Annotated in this window: 13 protein-coding genes; 1 reads left to right on the top strand and 12 read right to left on the bottom strand. The window is 65.1% G+C overall.

Going from position 1 to position 15,422, the window contains the following annotated elements:
* Positions 1 to 15 precede the first annotated feature (15 nt).
* Positions 16 to 813, bottom strand: a complete 798-nt coding sequence (locus tag LH475_RS11580; RefSeq protein ID WP_297414145.1) for a MazG family protein — start codon at positions 811 to 813, stop codon at positions 16 to 18.
* Between the two features lie 174 nt (positions 814 to 987).
* Between LH475_RS11580 and nhaA the strand changes: the two genes are divergently transcribed.
* Positions 988 to 2,358 carry a Na+/H+ antiporter NhaA gene (gene nhaA / locus LH475_RS11585; RefSeq protein WP_196843192.1) on the top strand — a complete coding sequence of 457 codons (1,371 nt, stop codon included), beginning with the start codon at positions 988 to 990 and terminating at the stop codon, positions 2,356 to 2,358.
* Positions 2,359 to 2,435: 77 nt separating this feature from the next.
* Here nhaA and mfd read toward each other — a convergent pair whose 3' ends face one another.
* From mfd to LH475_RS11640, 11 genes are all read right to left on the bottom strand, one after another.
* Positions 2,436 to 6,080 carry a transcription-repair coupling factor gene (gene mfd, locus LH475_RS11590; protein ID WP_297414147.1) on the bottom strand — a complete coding sequence of 1,215 codons (3,645 nt, stop codon included), beginning with the start codon at positions 6,078 to 6,080 and terminating at the stop codon, positions 2,436 to 2,438.
* Between the two features lie 42 nt (positions 6,081 to 6,122).
* Positions 6,123 to 6,707 carry an aminoacyl-tRNA hydrolase gene (gene pth, locus LH475_RS11595; RefSeq protein ID WP_196843321.1) on the bottom strand — a complete coding sequence of 195 codons (585 nt, stop codon included), beginning with the start codon at positions 6,705 to 6,707 and terminating at the stop codon, positions 6,123 to 6,125.
* A gap of 56 nt (positions 6,708 to 6,763) precedes the next feature.
* Positions 6,764 to 7,381 (bottom strand): 50S ribosomal protein L25/general stress protein Ctc, encoded by a 618-nt coding sequence (locus LH475_RS11600; protein ID WP_196843190.1) that lies wholly within the window; start codon positions 7,379 to 7,381, stop codon positions 6,764 to 6,766.
* Positions 7,382 to 7,628: 247 nt separating this feature from the next.
* Positions 7,629 to 8,858 (bottom strand): D-mannonate dehydratase ManD, encoded by a 1,230-nt coding sequence (gene manD, locus LH475_RS11605; protein WP_196843189.1) that lies wholly within the window; start codon positions 8,856 to 8,858, stop codon positions 7,629 to 7,631.
* Between the two features lie 54 nt (positions 8,859 to 8,912).
* Complete coding sequence (locus LH475_RS11610) at positions 8,913 to 9,872, bottom strand: sugar kinase (RefSeq protein ID WP_196843188.1); 960 nt, start codon at positions 9,870 to 9,872, stop codon at positions 8,913 to 8,915.
* Positions 9,869 to 10,552, bottom strand: coding sequence for a bifunctional 4-hydroxy-2-oxoglutarate aldolase/2-dehydro-3-deoxy-phosphogluconate aldolase (locus tag LH475_RS11615; RefSeq protein ID WP_297414151.1), 684 nt, complete (start codon positions 10,550 to 10,552; stop codon positions 9,869 to 9,871). Before LH475_RS11615 ends, LH475_RS11610 begins: the two co-directional genes overlap by 4 nt.
* A gap of 5 nt (positions 10,553 to 10,557) precedes the next feature.
* On the bottom strand, positions 10,558 to 11,706 hold the full coding sequence (gene dgoD / locus LH475_RS11620) for a galactonate dehydratase (RefSeq protein ID WP_196843187.1): 1,149 nt from the start codon (positions 11,704 to 11,706) through the stop codon (positions 10,558 to 10,560).
* Positions 11,684 to 12,226, bottom strand: a complete 543-nt coding sequence (locus tag LH475_RS11625; RefSeq protein ID WP_297414153.1) for a gluconokinase — start codon at positions 12,224 to 12,226, stop codon at positions 11,684 to 11,686. The genes dgoD and LH475_RS11625 overlap by 23 nt, the downstream gene beginning before the upstream one ends.
* Positions 12,227 to 12,228: 2 nt before the next feature.
* Positions 12,229 to 13,110, bottom strand: coding sequence for a carbohydrate ABC transporter permease (locus LH475_RS11630; RefSeq protein ID WP_196843186.1), 882 nt, complete (start codon positions 13,108 to 13,110; stop codon positions 12,229 to 12,231).
* The gene (locus tag LH475_RS11635; protein WP_297414156.1) at positions 13,107 to 14,033 is read right to left on the bottom strand and encodes a sugar ABC transporter permease; all 927 of its coding nucleotides are present in this window, start codon (positions 14,031 to 14,033) and stop codon (positions 13,107 to 13,109) included. Before LH475_RS11635 ends, LH475_RS11630 begins: the two co-directional genes overlap by 4 nt.
* A gap of 84 nt (positions 14,034 to 14,117) precedes the next feature.
* Positions 14,118 to 15,413, bottom strand: coding sequence for a sugar ABC transporter substrate-binding protein (locus tag LH475_RS11640; RefSeq protein ID WP_297414158.1), 1,296 nt, complete (start codon positions 15,411 to 15,413; stop codon positions 14,118 to 14,120).
* Between the last annotated feature and the right edge of the window lie 9 nt (positions 15,414 to 15,422).

Here is a 15,422-nt window from a genome sequence, read left to right on the forward strand (position 1 = left end):
TCTGCCCGGCCCGCGTTAGGAGGGGAGACCGATTATTCCGGCGTCAAAGGCGTCGGGGTCGTTATGATCCGGCGCCTCAGCGCCGCGAATTTCGCCCTGCAGGTCCCGCACGGCGGCGCGCAGGGCACGCTCGGCGTCGAGGCCTTGCGCCCGGGCCGAGGCGACGATGGCCAATAAAAGGGGGCCCAGATCGGCTTCGGATTCGATCGGAAGCGGGAAGCCGGCATCCGTTTCAAGCAGGCCGATCTTTTCGGCTCGGCCGAGGACCTTGTCGGCGAGGGCGAGCGCCGGCATTCCGGCTGGAATACCGTCGAGCACACTCGTGCGCCCTGGCTTCTCTGCTGCTTTGAAACCGTCCCACGCGGCCGAGACCTCGGCGGCGGTGTCGAGGGTCACATCGCCGAACACGTGTGGATGCCGCCCCACCATTTTCTCGGTCAGGCGTGCGGCGACATCCTGAATATCGAAGTTCTCCTCGGCGGTGTGCGCGGCGAGATCGGCGTGAAAGATCACCTGATAGAGAACGTCGCCGAGTTCTTCGAGCAGATCGTCGCGGGTGCCTTCCTCGATCGCCTCGATCAGTTCGTGGGTTTCCTCGACCAGGTGGCGAACGAGCGAGGCGTGCGTCTGGTCCGCGTCCCACGCGCATCCGCCGGGCGCGCGCAGCCGGGCGACCGTCGCGATCACCGTCTCAAGCGGGGTAGCGGATGCCGGCGGTGCGACAACACGAGGCTCGGCGGCACCAGCAGGCTGGCTCGGAATGCGGGGCTGATTCGACGGGCCGGGCTGATTCGAGAACAGGGGGTTTGTCACAAGCACTCCTCAAGAACAATCGGCTGGTCACACACAATCGTAGGCTGCGGCCTCCTCCCCCGCTGGGCCCCACCCAGACGGGTCGTGTATCCTGCTTGATGGTGAGCCGGGAAGTCTGGTCGGCACAATTTCGCTGCGCCTCCAGAAGTCGCGCCCCAGAACCAGAGGATCCCTGTGACCAAACCTGCACGCTTGCCCACCACTCCTCGCCCGCCGGCCGAACCCGTTTTTCGCCGCGGCCGTTACCTCGAATTCGTGCGTATCTCGGCGATCCTGCGCAAGGAGACCGTCGGCGGAGCCATTCTGCTCGTGGCAACCGTCGCAGCGCTCATCATGGCGAACACGCCACTCGCCGATGCCTACTACGCCGCCCGTGACTTCAAGATCGGGTTTGAACCCCTACACCTGAACCTCAGCCTCGGCACTTGGGCCGCCGACGGGCTGCTCGCTATCTTCTTCTTTCTGGCCGGGCTCGAACTGAAACGCGAATTCGTCGCCGGCGACCTGCGCACCGTCAACCGGGCCATCGTCCCGGTCGCGGCCGCGGTCGGCGGCGTCATCGTTCCCGCGCTCATCTACACGCTGATCAACATCAATTCGGGGTCGGATGCCCTGCGCGGATGGGCCATTCCCACCGCGACCGACATTGCCTTCGCCGTGGCTGTGCTCGCCGTCATCGGCTCTCGTCTACCGGCCGCGCTGCGTATCTTCTTGCTCACCCTGGCAGTGGTCGACGACCTGCTGGCGATTGCGATCATCGCGTTCTTCTATACCACCGACATTTCATTCATCCTGCTGATTGTGGCGTTCATTCCGTTGGCTCTGTTCTGGATCCTGACGCACAAGTTCTCGTACTTCTTTGGCACCCGCGCCTGGAGCGCTTGGCTGATCCTGTTGCCGCTCGGCTTCATCGTTTGGGCTCTGGTACACGGCTCGGGTGTGCACGCGACCGTCGCCGGTGTGCTGCTCGGCTTTGCCGTCCCGGTGCTGCGTAGCAAGCGCGGTGGCGGGCCGGACGCCGGACCTGGCCTCGCCGAGACCCTCGAACATCGCATCCGCCCGCTGTCGAGCGGCATCGCCATTCCGGTCTTCGCTTTCTTCTCGGCCGGAGTCACCATCGGTGGCGTCGACGGCCTGTTCCGCGCTATCACCGACCCGGTCGCCGTCGGAATCGTCGTCGCCCTCGTGATCGGCAAACCAATCGGGGTACTGCTGGCGACCTGGATCGTCACCAAGACGACCAGGGCGACACTCGACCCCGATCTTGCCTGGATCGACGTCATCGGTGTGGCAACACTGGCCGGTGTCGGCTTCACCGTGTCGCTTCTGATCAGTGAACTCGGCTTCGGCCAGGGCAGCCCTCACGACGACCACGCCAAAATCGCCATCCTGGTTGGTTCGTTGCTCGCTGCACTGCTGGCCACTGCGATTCTGCGCGCACGCAACCGCCACTACCGTCTCATCGCCGAAAAAGAGGCGCTCGACGCCGACAACGACGGCGTGCCCGACGTATTCGAGCCCGAGCCGAAGACGCAGTCCAACTAGCACATCCGTCGGTCGAGCCTGTCGCGACCCCCTGCGTGCAGGAAATATGGTCTCGACAAACTCGACCACCGGGTTTTTTAGGACGCGGCAGGGACCGGCACTGGGCGGGGGAAGATCGCCGTCAGCAGCGTCTTGGTCCATTCGATCAGGGCGTTGTCGTCGAGTGGCTCGCCGTTCGGGCGCGGCATCGGCACGCTGAGCGCTCCGGTGGACGAGACGTAACGTGAGCCGGGATACATCCGCTGCAAGCGCACTTGAATCGAGTCAGCCAGATCGGCCGGAGCGACGCGCAGGTTCGAGCCCATGGCCACGACCTCGCCGAGTCCCGCCTGCTGCGCCTGCCAGCGCAGCCTCGACACGGCCACGAGATTCTGCACCGGCACGGGCGGTTCGCCGTATCGGTCGGTGAGTTCGTCGAGCACGAGGTCGATCTGGTCGACGGTCGCTGTGGGCGAGCTCGCGCTCGAGAGCTTCTGGTAGGCCTCGAGACGCAACCGTTCGCTGTCGACGAAGTCGTGCGGAATGTGCGCGTCGACTGGCAGTTCAAGGCGCAGCTCCGTCTGCCCCTCGGCGACGTCGCCGCGGAACGTGCTCACGGCCTCACCGATCATGCGCAGGTAGAGGTCGAAGCCGACACCGGCGATATGGCCGGCCTGCTCGCCGCCGAGCAGGTTGCCGGCGCCACGAATTTCGAGGTCCTTGAGCGCAACCTGCATGCCCGCGCCGAGCTCGTTGTTCGCTGCGATCGTGGCGAGCCGGTCGTGCGCGGTCTCCGACAGCGGCTTGTTCTCGTCGTACAAAAAGTAGGCGTAGGCCCGCTCGCGCCCACGTCCGACCCGGCCACGCAACTGGTGCAGCTGGCTCAGACCGAATTTGTCGGCGCGGTCGATGATGATGGTGTTGGCGTTGTTGATGTCGAGGCCGGTTTCGATGATCGTGGTGCAGACCAAAATGTCGAACTTACGCTCCCAGAAGTCGCCGACCACCTGTTCCAATTGCGCCTCGGGTAGTTGCCCGTGCGCGATGGCGATGCGTGCCTCGGGCACGAGCTCGGCGAGCTGCGAGGCAATGCGATTGATGCTCGTGACCCGGTTGTGCACAAAAAAGATCTGGCCCTCACGCAGCAGCTCACGACGGATGGCCGCGGCCACCTGCCGCTGCGAATACGGCCCGACAAAGGTCAGAATCGGATGCCGATCTTCGGGCGGGGTGGCCAAGATCGACATTTCTCGGATGCCGGTGACCGCCATCTCGAGCGACCGCGGGATGGGCGTCGCGCTCATCGCGAGAATATCGACGTTGGTTTTGAGCTTCTTCAACGCGTCCTTGTGCTCGACGCCGAACCGTTGCTCCTCGTCGATGATGACGAGGCCGAGGTCTTTGAAAATGATCGACGGCGACAGCAGCCGGTGCGTGCCGATAACGACGTCGACGGTGCCGTCGAGCATGCCGGCGATGGTTTCCCGCGACTCCTTGTCGGTCTGGAACCGCGACAGGGCGCGCAGGTGAATCGGAAATCCGGCGAAGCGCTCCTTGAAGGTTTCCATATGTTGACTGACCAGGAGGGTGGTCGGCACGAGCATGGCGACCTGTTTGCCGTCCTGCACCGCCTTGAACGCGGCGCGAATGGCGACCTCGGTCTTGCCGAAGCCGACGTCACCGCTGAGCAGCCGGTCCATCGGAATGGGCCGTTCCATGTCGGCCTTGACCTCGTCGATCGTAGTGAGCTGGTCGGGCGTTTCCACGAACGGAAAGGCCTCTTCGAGCTCACGCTGCCACGGGGTGTCCGGCCCGAAGGCGTACCCCTTGCTGGCCATGCGCGCCGAATACAGTTTGACGAGTTCAACGGCGATGTCGCGCACCGCCTTGCGTGCCTTGGTCTTGGCGCTCGACCAGTCGCTGCCGCCCATCTTGCTCAGGGTCGGCGCTTCACCGCCGACATAGCGGGTGACGAGGTCGAGCTGGTCGGTCGGAACATACAGCCGGTCGCCGGCGTGCCCACGCTTCGACGGCGCATATTCGAGCACGAGGTATTCACGGGTGGTCTTGACCGGGTTTCGGCCTCCGCCTGACACCTCCCGCTGGGTCAGTTCGAGAAAACGGCCGATGCCGTGCGTCTGGTGCACGACGTGGTCGCCGGAAACGAGTTGCAGCGGGTCGACGACGTTTTTGCGGCGGCTCGCGAGCTTCTTGATCTGCCGCTCGGAGTAGCCGACGGTACGGCCGTAGAACTCAGACTCGCTGATCAGCGTGAGCTTGCTCTGCGGCAGCTCAAAACCGTGATCGACGGATGCCTTCAGAAGGTAGGCGATACCCGGTTCCGGCTCCAGCGGCCACACGTCCACCACGCGCACCGGCAGCTCGCGCTCGGCGAGCACCTGGGCGGCCCGCTCGACCAGACCGGCGCCCTGGGCGACGATGCCGACGACCCAGCCGTCGTGCAGCCGGGAGGCGACGTGACCCACGGCGCCGTCGACGCTGCCGGCGAAAGTGGGTACGGCATCCGCTTCGATGCGAATGGTGAGCAGTTCGTTCAGCTCGAGCGGTTGTTGAGCCTGTCGAAACACGGGCACGTCCGGCGCGGCGGTCGGCGCGGCCTGGAACGAACTCAGGGTCCACCAGCTGTGACCGGAGGCCGATGCGCCCGGTGCCGAGTACTTCACGCTGTCGCGCAGGCGGCCCAGCGTGAGGAAATCGCCGGATTCGAGGTCGATCGGAGCGTCGGCGCCGACAGTGGCGGCGCTCCAAGCGGCGCCGAGAAACTCGCGGTTGGTTTCGGCGAGGCTGATCGCGCGGCTCGCGACCCGTTCCGGTGAGATCACGGCGACGGCGGCGTTGCTCGGCAGGTAGTGGGTGACCGGTACCAGCCGGTCGACCAGTGCCGGCGCGAGGCTTTCCATACCCTCGACCGGGATGCCCTCAGCGATCTTGGCGAGCAGGCCGGCCAGGCTCGGAAATTCGTGCTGCATCTCGCGGGCGCGCTGCCGAACGGCGGGGCTGAGCAGCAGTTCGCGGCTCGGCGGCAGGCTGACGGACTCGACCGGTTCGGGCAGCGAGCGCTGGTCGGCGACGCTGAACAGTCGAATCTGCTCGACCTCGTCGCCGAAGAACTCCACCCGGTACGGGTGGGAGGAGACCGGTGGAAACACGTCCAGAATGCCGCCGCGCACGGCGAACTCCCCGCGCCGGGTGACCATGTCGACGCGGGCATAGGCAACATTGACGAGCTGCAGCACGATCGCCGAGAGGTCATGGCCGCGCCCGCCAACGGTGAGCTCGATCGGTTCGTAGTCGGTGAGGTTGTCAGCGACCGGCTGCAACGCGGCCCGCACCGAGGCGACGACGATGAGCGGATGCCGCGTGGCCGGGTCCGCCTCCTGCCATTCGCGCATGCGACGCAGGGCGTGCAGGCGTTTGCCGACGATCTCGGCGCTCGGGCTGAGGCGTTCGTGCGGCAGGGTCTCCCAGGCCGGAAAGTCGATGATCTCAGCGCTCGTGGCGAAGCAACCGAGGTTCTCGCGCAGCGCCTCGGACTCCCGGCCGGTCGCGGTGATGACGAAGAGAGCCTCGGCGTCATCCCGACGCAGGTCGAGGAGCGCGGCGAGAAGCGGCGCTCGCAGGCCCTCGGTCAGCGAGAAATCAGCGTCCCGGCTGGCGTACGCGAGGGCGTTGTCGAACGTGGAGGCGCGCGCGAGCGCTGCGATTAAGCCCTGAAGGATCACTGAACGAGTCTACGCACTGGCACCGACAGCGCCGAACTGGCCTCAGGACGGCGAATGGAACTTCTGCTGCGCCGCCACGACACCGTCGGAGGCGATCAGTTCAATCGCGTCGGCGGCATCCGCTATCAGATTGGGCAGAATGCTACGCTCGGTTGCGACGAAGTCGTGCAGCACGAAGTCGGCCGCATTCTGGCGGCCGGGCGGGCGGCCGATGCCCATGCGAATGCGAATGAATTCGTTGGTTCCGGTGGCGGCGATGATGTCGCGCAGGCCGTTATGGCCGCCGTGACCGCCGCCGACCTTGATTTTGAGGGTGTCGAAGGGAAGGTCGAGGTCGTCGTGCACGACGATGAGCTGCGAGACGGGCAGCGAGTAGAACCTCAGCAGCGCGGCGACCGGGCTGCCGGAGACGTTCATGAAGGTGGTGGGCTTGGCCAGCACCAGGTGTGGTCCGCCGGGCGTGAAGCGCCCCTCGGCGACGAGGGCGGCCGTCTTGTGACGCTTGAAGTTTGACGTGAGACGGCCGGCGAGCTGTGCCGCCACCATTTGTCCGACGTTGTGCCGATTGCCGGCGTAGTCGGGCCCGGGGTTACCGAGCCCGACTACGAGCCACAGGTTCGTATCCAGGGGAATCCTCCGTTTGCGAGGGTGATAGCCCAGACGGAACCAGTTGAGAATGAGTGCTACGCGTCGGGCGTGGCGGCGGGGGTGCCGGCCGTGATGACCTCGGTCTCGGTCTCGGCCTCTTCTTCGTCTTCGCCACGCGGCGTGTGGATGTACACGACGAGGGCGTCTTCGTCGGAGATGAGCACGGCGCCGGTGGGCAGCGGAACGTCCTTGGCGTGAATCTGAGCGCCGTCTTCGAGGCCTTCGATCGACACGGTGACGTTCTCGGGAATGTCGGTCGCTTCCACCTCGAGCAGCAGGGTCTTGGTGTCGAAGTCGGCGACCGTGCCGGCGAAGGACTCGCCCGACATGTGCACCTGAACTTCAACCTGCACCTTTTCGCCCTTGCGCACGACGACCAGGTCGATGTGCTCGATGACGGCCTTCACCGGGTCCTTCTGCACATCCTTGACCAGCACGAGCTGCTTGGCGCCGGCGATGTCAAGCTCGAGGAGCATGTTGGCGCGACGCAGCAGCAGGGCGATGCGGTGGGCGGGCAGCGACACGTGCACCGGCTCGGTGCCGTGGCCGTAGATGACGGCCGGGATCTTGCCGAGAACGCGCAGCTTACGGGCCGCGCCCTTGCCGAAGCTTTCGCGCAGTTCAGCGGCGACGGCGGTAACTTCTCTAGCCATGGTATTTCTCCTTGCGGGGCGTGAGGCCCAGGTCGTGGTTCGCGGGCCGAAGCCCGAGAAAGCGGGGTACTGATTCAACTCGAACGCATGTCAGCGTGAGGAAAAGCCCAAGGTCTCGTCCGCCGCGTCGATAACGGATGCCGCCGGTCCACTGATCTGGCCCAGCACCATCCCTCGCCGAAGTTCGATTCCCAAGCTTACACAGTTCGAGCCGCGTCTGCAGCCCGGGCGTGTCGCATCGGTACGACTACCAGTCGTGCACGGTACCGTCGGCCAGCCGGTTGACGGGCAGATAAGCCGTTTGGTACGGGAACTTGCCAGCCTCGTCGACGTTGAGCTCAACGCCCAGACCGGGCTTGTTTCCGGGGTGCAGGTAGCCGTTGGAGAAGCTGAAGGACTGCTCGAAGACACTGTTGGTGGCGTCACCGTGCTGCATGTACTCCTGGATTCCAAAGTTGTGAATGGCCAGGTCGAGGTGCAGCGCCGCAGCCATACCCACCGGGGAGATGTCGGTCGGACCGTGAATACCGGACTTGATCTGGTACTGGGCGGCGTAGTCGAGGATCTTCTTCATCGGTGAGATACCGCCGGTGTGGGTGACCGCCGACCGAACGTAGTCGATGAGCTGGTCCTTGATCAGGGTCTGGTAGTCCCAGACCGTGTTGAAGACCTCGCCAATCGCAAGCGGGGTAACGGTGTGCGAACGCACCAGGCGCAGAGCATCCTGGTTTTCGGCCGGGGTGCAGTCTTCGAGCCAGAACAGGTCGTAGGGTTCGAGGGACTTGCCGAGTTTCGCGGCCTGGATCGGCGTCATCCGGTGATGTCCGTCGTGCAGCAGGGGCAGTTCGGCACCGAACTCGGCGCGCACGCCCTCAAACACGGTCGGCAGGTGCCGCAGATAGGCGTGCGTGTCCCAGTCTTCTTCGGCGGGTCGGGCAGCGCGCTGGGCCGGTTCGTAGTCGTAGCGTTTGCCGCTGGTCTGGGTCTGCGCGGCGACGCCGTAAATGGCCTTGAGTCCGGGAATGGCGGTCTGCACCCGGATCGCGCGGTAGCCGAGCGCCTGGTGCTTGCGGATGGAGTCGAACAGTTCGGGCAGGTCCCGCCCGGAGGCGTGGCCGTAGGCCAGGATCTTGTCCCGGCTGGCTCCGCCCAGCAGCTGGTACAGCGGCATTCCCGCAGCCTGCGCCTTGAGGTCCCAGAGCGCGACGTCAACGGCGGCAATCGCTGCCATGGTGACCGGGCCCCGACGCCAGTAAGCGCTGCGGTAGAGAAACTGCCAGGTGTCTTCGATGCGGTGCGCGTCGGCGCCGAGCAACAGCGGCACGACGTGCTCCTGCAGGTAGGCCACAACGGCCAGTTCGCGGCCGTTCAGGGTGGCGTCGCCGAGCCCAACGAGCCCGTCGTCGGTGGTGAGCCGCAGCGTCACGAAATTGCGATCCGGGCTGGTGACGATGACTTCTGCTCTGTCGATCTTCATGGGGTTCTCCTTGGTCGTACACGCGATGGGAATGCGCGGAAAGCGGATGCCGAGTCAGCGCAGGGTGGCTCCGGCCGGTGCGGCGAGCAGGGCCAGTTCGGCGCGGGTCGGTGCGCCCTCCCAGTCACCGACGGCGGCGACCGCGAAGGCACCGGTAACGGTGCCGCGAGCGAGCGCCGCGGCCACAGGGAGCCCGTCGAGCACTCCGGACAGGTAACCGGCGGTGAAGGCATCACCGGCGCCAATGGTGTCGCGCACGGTGACCGGAACTGCCGGCGCGTGCACAACCTGCCCGTCGGTGAAGGCGCTGGCGCCGTCGGCGCCGCGTTTGATGATGAGCGCCTTGACACCACATGCTGCAAGCTCGGCCGCTGCCCAGCCCTCCGCTTCGGGAGAACCCGCGCTGGTTGCAATGAGTGCGAGCTCGTCGTCGGAGGCGATGACGATGTCCGCGCTGCGAGCCAGGGCCGACAGGCTCGTCCTGGCCCTGTCCGTGCTCCAGAGTGTGGCTCGATAGTTCACGTCGACGCACACGAGGGCGCCGGCCGCGCGGGCGAGCCGCACGGCCTCGGTCACGGCCTCCGCGGCTGAGCTCGAGAGCGCCGGGGTGATACCGGTGACGTGCAGAAGCCGCGGGGCCGCGGCCAGGCAGGCGACGGCATCCGCTGGGCCGAGCGCCGAACCGGCCGAATCGCTGCGGTAATAGTTCACCCGCGACAGGGCGTTGATGCGGCGTTCGGCCAGCATGAGGCCGGTGGCCCGGTCGGCGTCCACGGTGACCGTATCGACGAGGACCGCTTCGGCGCGCAAAGTGCGCAGCACATACTGCCCGACCTCGTCGTGACCAACGCGGCCACCCCAGCGCACGGTGTGGCCAAGCCGGGCCAGCCCGATCGCGACATTTGACTCGGCGCCGGCCATGGTCATCCGCAGGGTGCCGCCGAGGCGCAGCGGAGTGCCCGTGCGCAGGCTGACCATCGTTTCGCCGAGGGTGACGACGTCGGGGCCGGTCATGCTCGCGCAGCCGTCATCTCGTCGACATCGTCCTGATTGAACTTGTCGCGCACGGCCAGAAAGCTGACCGCACGAGCCCTGAGTGCGTCGAGGTCACCGCCGCGGGCCGCATCACCGAGCAGGGGGCTGCCGATGCCCACGGCGAGAGCCCCGGCCGCGAAGTATTCCGCAGCACGCACGGCATCGACGCCGCCGACGGGTACGAATGGCACGTCGGGCAGCGGGTCGCGCAGCGCCTTGAGATAGGCCGGCCCGCCGAACGATCCGGGAAACAGCTTGACCACGGTGGCGCCCGCGCGGCGGGCCGCAACGACCTCGGTTGGGGTGAGCGCGCCAGCGCACACCGGCAGGCCCAGCCGGGCCGATTCGGCGATGGCGTCGGTTATGGCCGGGGTCACCATGAACGTTGCGCCGGCCGCGGCGCTGCGGTGGACGTCGTCGGTGGTCAGCACGGTTCCCGCGCCGACCAGACAGTCGCTCGGGGCGAGTCGGGCGAGCTCGGCGATGATACCGAGCGCGTCGGTCGTGACGAGGGACACTTCAAGAAAGCGGATACCACTGGCAAAGAGCGCGAGGGACGCGGCAATCGCGGCGTCCGGGTCGGTCGCGCGAATAATGGCGAGCAGACGTTCACGCTGCATCCCGGCGAGAAAATCGCCCGGAGTGCCCGGTACCGTCACGGCCGTCACCACTCGGCCAATGCGCCGTCGGCGTGCCGCCAGATCGGCGACCGCCAGGTGTGCCCGCGCGAGTCGGCGGCCCGCACAGCGACCTCGTCGATGTCAATGCCGAGGCCGGGGCCGGTCACCAGTTCGATGTGTCCGTTGACGAATTTCAACGGTTCTTTGTCGAGCACGTAGTCGAGTACTTCGGCGCCCTGGTTGTAGTGAATGCCGATGCTCTGCTCCTGAATGAGGTAGTTGGGTGTTGCGAAGCCCACCTGCAGGCACGCCGCCAGCGCGATCGGGCCGAGCGGGCAGTGTGGGGCCAGCTGCACGTCGAACACCTCGGCCATCGCCGCGATGCGGCGCACTTCGGAGATGCCGCCGGCGTGCGAGAGGTCGGGCTGCGCCACGGCGATGCCGGCCTGAAACACGGGCAGAAAATCCTGCCGGGTATAGAGGCGCTCTCCCGTTGCGATCGGCAGGGAGGTGGTCTGGGCGAGCTGACCGATTAGGTGGGAGTTTTCCGGAACGACCGGTTCCTCAATGAAGAACGGGCGCAACGGCTCCAGCAACGGGGCGATCCGGCGGGCGTTGGCGAGGGTGAACCGGCCGTGAAAGTCCACGGCCACGTCGCGGTCGGGGCCGAGAACGGCGCGCGCGGCGGCGACCCGTTCGAGTACGCCGTCGATTTCGGCGACCGTACCGACCCGGCTCATGATGCCGGACGCGTTCATTTTGACGGCGGTCAGCCCCACGGCGAGCTGGGCCTCGATCGCGTCGGTGATGCCGCTCGGATCGTCGCCGCCGACCCAGCCGTACACGCGGATTCGATCCCGCACCGCACCGCCGAGCAGCTGGTATACGGGCACCCCGAGGGATTTACCCAAGATGTCCCACAACGCCTGGTCGATTCCGGAGACGGCGCTGCCGAATACCGGTCCGCCGCGGTAGAAGCCACTCTTGGTCAGTACCTGCCAATGATCTTCAATACGGTCAGGGTCGGCCCCGACGAGATATTCCGCGAACTGTTCAATAACCGTGCGTACGGCATCCGAATGCCCTTCAAGGCTGGCTTCCCCCCAGCCGACGACGCCGTCGTCGGTCTCGAGCCGCACAAACAACCAACGGGGTGCGACGAGAAAAGTTTCAACTCGTGTGATGTGTGACACGGCCAACCTGACGACCTTCTGTTTCGGCGGCGAGAGCCGCGACGATCCGTTCGACGATGGTGCCGGGCGGTTCGACAATATTCACGGTCACGCCGCGTTCATCGTCTGTGCGCACCTCGAGCGTGTCGAACTGCGATTGGAGGAGCGCGGGAGGCATGAATTCATGGGTACGGGCACGAAGCCGGGCCGCGATCAGGTCGATCAGCCCTTCCGGGTCGACGACGAACAGGTCGCCGGCGTGACCGCGCAGGAGGTCGCGGTAGCTGCGTTTGAGCGCCGAGCAGGCTATCACGATGCCGCCGGGACGGCCTTCGGCCAGTTGACGCCCGATCTCGTGCAGCCACGGAAGTCGGTGCTCATCTTGCAGCGCCTGCCCAGCGGCCATGACCGCTTTGTTGGCGGCGGGGTGCAGTGCGTCGCCATCGAGGAACCGGGCGCCAACCCGCGCGGCCAGTAGTTCACCGATGGTCGATTTACCGGACCCCTGCACACCCATGACGACGATCGGTGGGAGGCTCACGCTCAGCCCTTGGTCGCACCGGCGGTGAGGCCGGACACGATGTATTTCTGGGTGAACAGTGCGATCACCATGATGGGAACGGTTACGACGACGGCTGCCGCCATCAGGCTCCCCCAGTCGATGCTGGCATATGAGACAAAGTTGAAGATCGCCACCGGGAGGGTCTTGGTATTCGCTCCGGAGAGTACCAGCGCGAACATGAAGTTGTTCCACGAAAAGATGAAGGAGAGGATGCCGGCGGTCGCGAGTCCGGGAACGGACAGCGGCAGCGTGATCCGAAGGAACGCGCCGATATGGGTGAGGCCATCCACCTGCGCCTGCTCCTCCAATTCGAGGGGGGTCGAGTCGAAGTAACTGATCATGATGTAGACGATGAGCGGCAGGGCCACGAACATGTGCGAGAGAATCAGCACGCCGAAGCCGCCGACCATGCGCATGTTGGCGAAAATGAAATACCACGGCACGAGCAGGCTGACGCCGGGAATGATGCGTGCCATGAGCACGACCAGCGCGGAGCGGTGCATGGCGAAACGGCTCATCGCGTAGGCGGCTGGAACTCCGATGAGCAGGGAGAAGAGGGTGGACAGCAGTGCCACCCAGAAACTATTGAAGATGAATCCGAAATAGTTGTTGCGGCTGAGCACGTTGTCGTAGTTGTCGAGGGTCGGCGCGAAGAACAAGGTCTTGCTGGCGTCGTAGATGTCGACGTTGGTTTTGAGCGACGCAATGAACATCCAGACCAGGGGAGCGATAAACAGCAACACCGTGAGGGTCAGGGCGACGACACGAAAGATCTTGTACGCTCGCGGCTTGCGGCGCCGCGGCGCGATCGCGACCGGGCGCGGTGTCTCCGTGACGGGACGGGCTGGCAGGGTCGTGGTCATGACCGGTTCGCCTTTCTGCGGTAGGTGAGCACCCACATGATCGCAATGATGAGCAGGAAGAACAGGATCAGCACGGTGGATGCGATCCCGTAGTCGTTGTAGTCGAAGCTCAGGCCGAAGGCGTAGATGTTGAGCGTCTCCACCTCGTGGAATGACCCGCCACCCTTGCCCTTGGTGGCATAGAGAATGTCGAAAGTCTTGAGGGCATCAATGCCGCGCAGCACGATGGTCACAATGACGGTGGCACGCAGCAGCGGCAGGGTGACAAACCAGAAGCGTTGCCAGGCGTTGGCGCCGTCGATGCGGGCCGCTTCATCGGGTTCGTCCGACAGCGAGGTGAGACCGGCCAGGAGCATCAGCACGACCATCGGCGTCCACTGCCAGATGTCCACAAACATGAGCGTGGGCAGTGCCGTGTACTGACCGGAGAGCCAGGGCTGCGCCGGAATACCGACCCAGCTCAGGACCTGGTTGGCGAAACCGATGTTCGGGTCGAAGATGAGGCGCCACATCATGCCGACGGCGACCGGAGTCGCCACGAGCGGCAGCAGGATTGCGACGCGCACCCATTTCTCGCCTCGGAACGGACGCCAGAGCAGGAGTGCAATGCACATTCCCAACACCATCTCGATGGCGAGCGCTCCTCCGGTAAAGACGAACGTGCGCATCACAGCAGGCCAGAACCGGTCGAAATCGCTGAGCACTTCGACGTAGTTGTTGAGTCCGACCACGTTGGATTCAGCGCGAACGGAGCCCTCTGAGTCGGTAATGCTGAGATAAAGGGTCCAGCCGAGCGGGACGGCGATCAATAGTCCGACGAAAATCATCGCGGGAGAGGCGAATAGCCACTTTCGATGACGGTTGGCCCAGGTGGAGAAGTTTTCCCACACCGTGGGCTTGGTGCTGACCATCGTGGTCATCATTCACCTCACACTTTTTTTGCATGGTCAGAAGAGGGCTGGGGGCGCACGATCGGTGTCAATCGTGCGCCCCCAGCAGAATCGGCTCTACTCGTCGTCGAGGATGCCCTGGAAGGCATCGCTCGCAGCGTTCGCTGCCGCGTCGGAGTCGCCGCCGGTGATGGCGACGACGATCGGGTCTCCGACGATCTCGCGTGCTTCGGGCACTTTGATGACGAGCGGGCGGTCATGACCGACGCCGTTTTTCGAGCTCGTGGAGATCGCAGCAGCAAGGTCAGCCGGGTAGGTCGACGTGCCGGCCGGGTCTTCCCACACCGACTGGCGTGCACCGGGAACGCCGTCCTGCTGAACCGCCAGGGTCAGTTCCTGGCTCGTCGCCCATTCGATGAACTTCCACGCTTCAGCTGAGTTGGCCGATTCAGCATTGACGCCCAGAGCCCAGGACGGCACGTTGTAGGCAACGGAGCCGCCGGGGCCGGCCGGCATCGGCGCAAAGCCGACGGTGTCGGACACTTTGGAGGTCTCGGGGTCGGTCGCGTTTTTGTAGAGGCTGTCTGCCTCGGTGTAGAGGCCGGCCTGGCCCTGGGTGAAAATCGCCATGGCCTCGGGCCAGCTCATGTCCGTGCTGACGTTATCGGGGCCGTACTCGCGAATAAGTTTACCGTAGAAGGCATACGCTTCCTTGGCTTCGGGGCTGGCAATGGCGGAGTCACCGTTTTCGTCGATGAAGTCACCACCGAAGCTGTACAGAAAGCTCGAGAACTGGGTGACGGCGGCGGACTTACCGGTGCGGGCAACGAAACCGGCTACGCCGGGGTTCTGTTCCTTGATCGCCTTGGCTGCGGCTTCGAGTTCGACCATCGTGGTGGGAACCTCGAGTCCGGCCTTGGCCAGCAGGTCCTTGCGGTAGTACAGCACTTCCTGCTCGGTAATGATCGGGACTCCCACAACGTTGCCGTCATGGGTCGTCGATCCCACCGGTCCGGGCTGGAAGTCGCTCCAGTCCCAGTCTGCATTCGAGTCGACGTCGTCGCTCAGGTCGGCGAGGTAACCATTCTTGGCGAACAGCTTGCCTTCCTGAAGGGGGCGATACATCATGACGTCGATCTCGTCGGTGCCGGCGTTGAGCTTCACGTTGTACTGGTCCGAAAGCTGATCTTCGCCGTACTGGCTCAGTTCTACCGTCAGGCCGGTGGCCGCTTCGAACTCGGGCAGCTTGCTCTTGATTGTGTCGGTCCAGACGTGGTTGGCCAGGGTCACCCGAAGTGTTTTCGAGGCCCCGTCACCGTCGCTGGCGCCGGCACCGCACGCGGTGAGCGTGCCTACTGCGATGACAGTGGCTGCGACGATGGCCGCAACACGAAAAACGGAATGACGCTTCACTGTGTCTCC

It is taken from the genome of Cryobacterium sp. (genome assembly GCF_026786305.1).
Classification (GTDB): Bacteria; Actinomycetota; Actinomycetes; order Actinomycetales; family Microbacteriaceae; genus Cryobacterium.

What these genes read in the sequence shown, in the direction of transcription:
- LH475_RS11600 (WP_196843190.1), bottom strand. Translation starts at nt 7,381, where the DNA reads ATGGCTAGAGAAGTTACCGCCGTCGCCGCTGAACTGCGCGAAAGCTTC.
- manD (WP_196843189.1), bottom strand. Translation starts at nt 8,858, where the DNA reads ATGAAGATCGACAGAGCAGAAGTCATCGTCACCAGCCCGGATCGCAAT.
- LH475_RS11610 (WP_196843188.1), bottom strand. Translation starts at nt 9,872, where the DNA reads ATGACCGGCCCCGACGTCGTCACCCTCGGCGAAACGATGGTCAGCCTG.
- LH475_RS11630 (WP_196843186.1), bottom strand. Translation starts at nt 13,110, where the DNA reads ATGACCACGACCCTGCCAGCCCGTCCCGTCACGGAGACACCGCGCCCG.
- LH475_RS11635 (WP_297414156.1), bottom strand. Translation starts at nt 14,033, where the DNA reads ATGATGACCACGATGGTCAGCACCAAGCCCACGGTGTGGGAAAACTTC.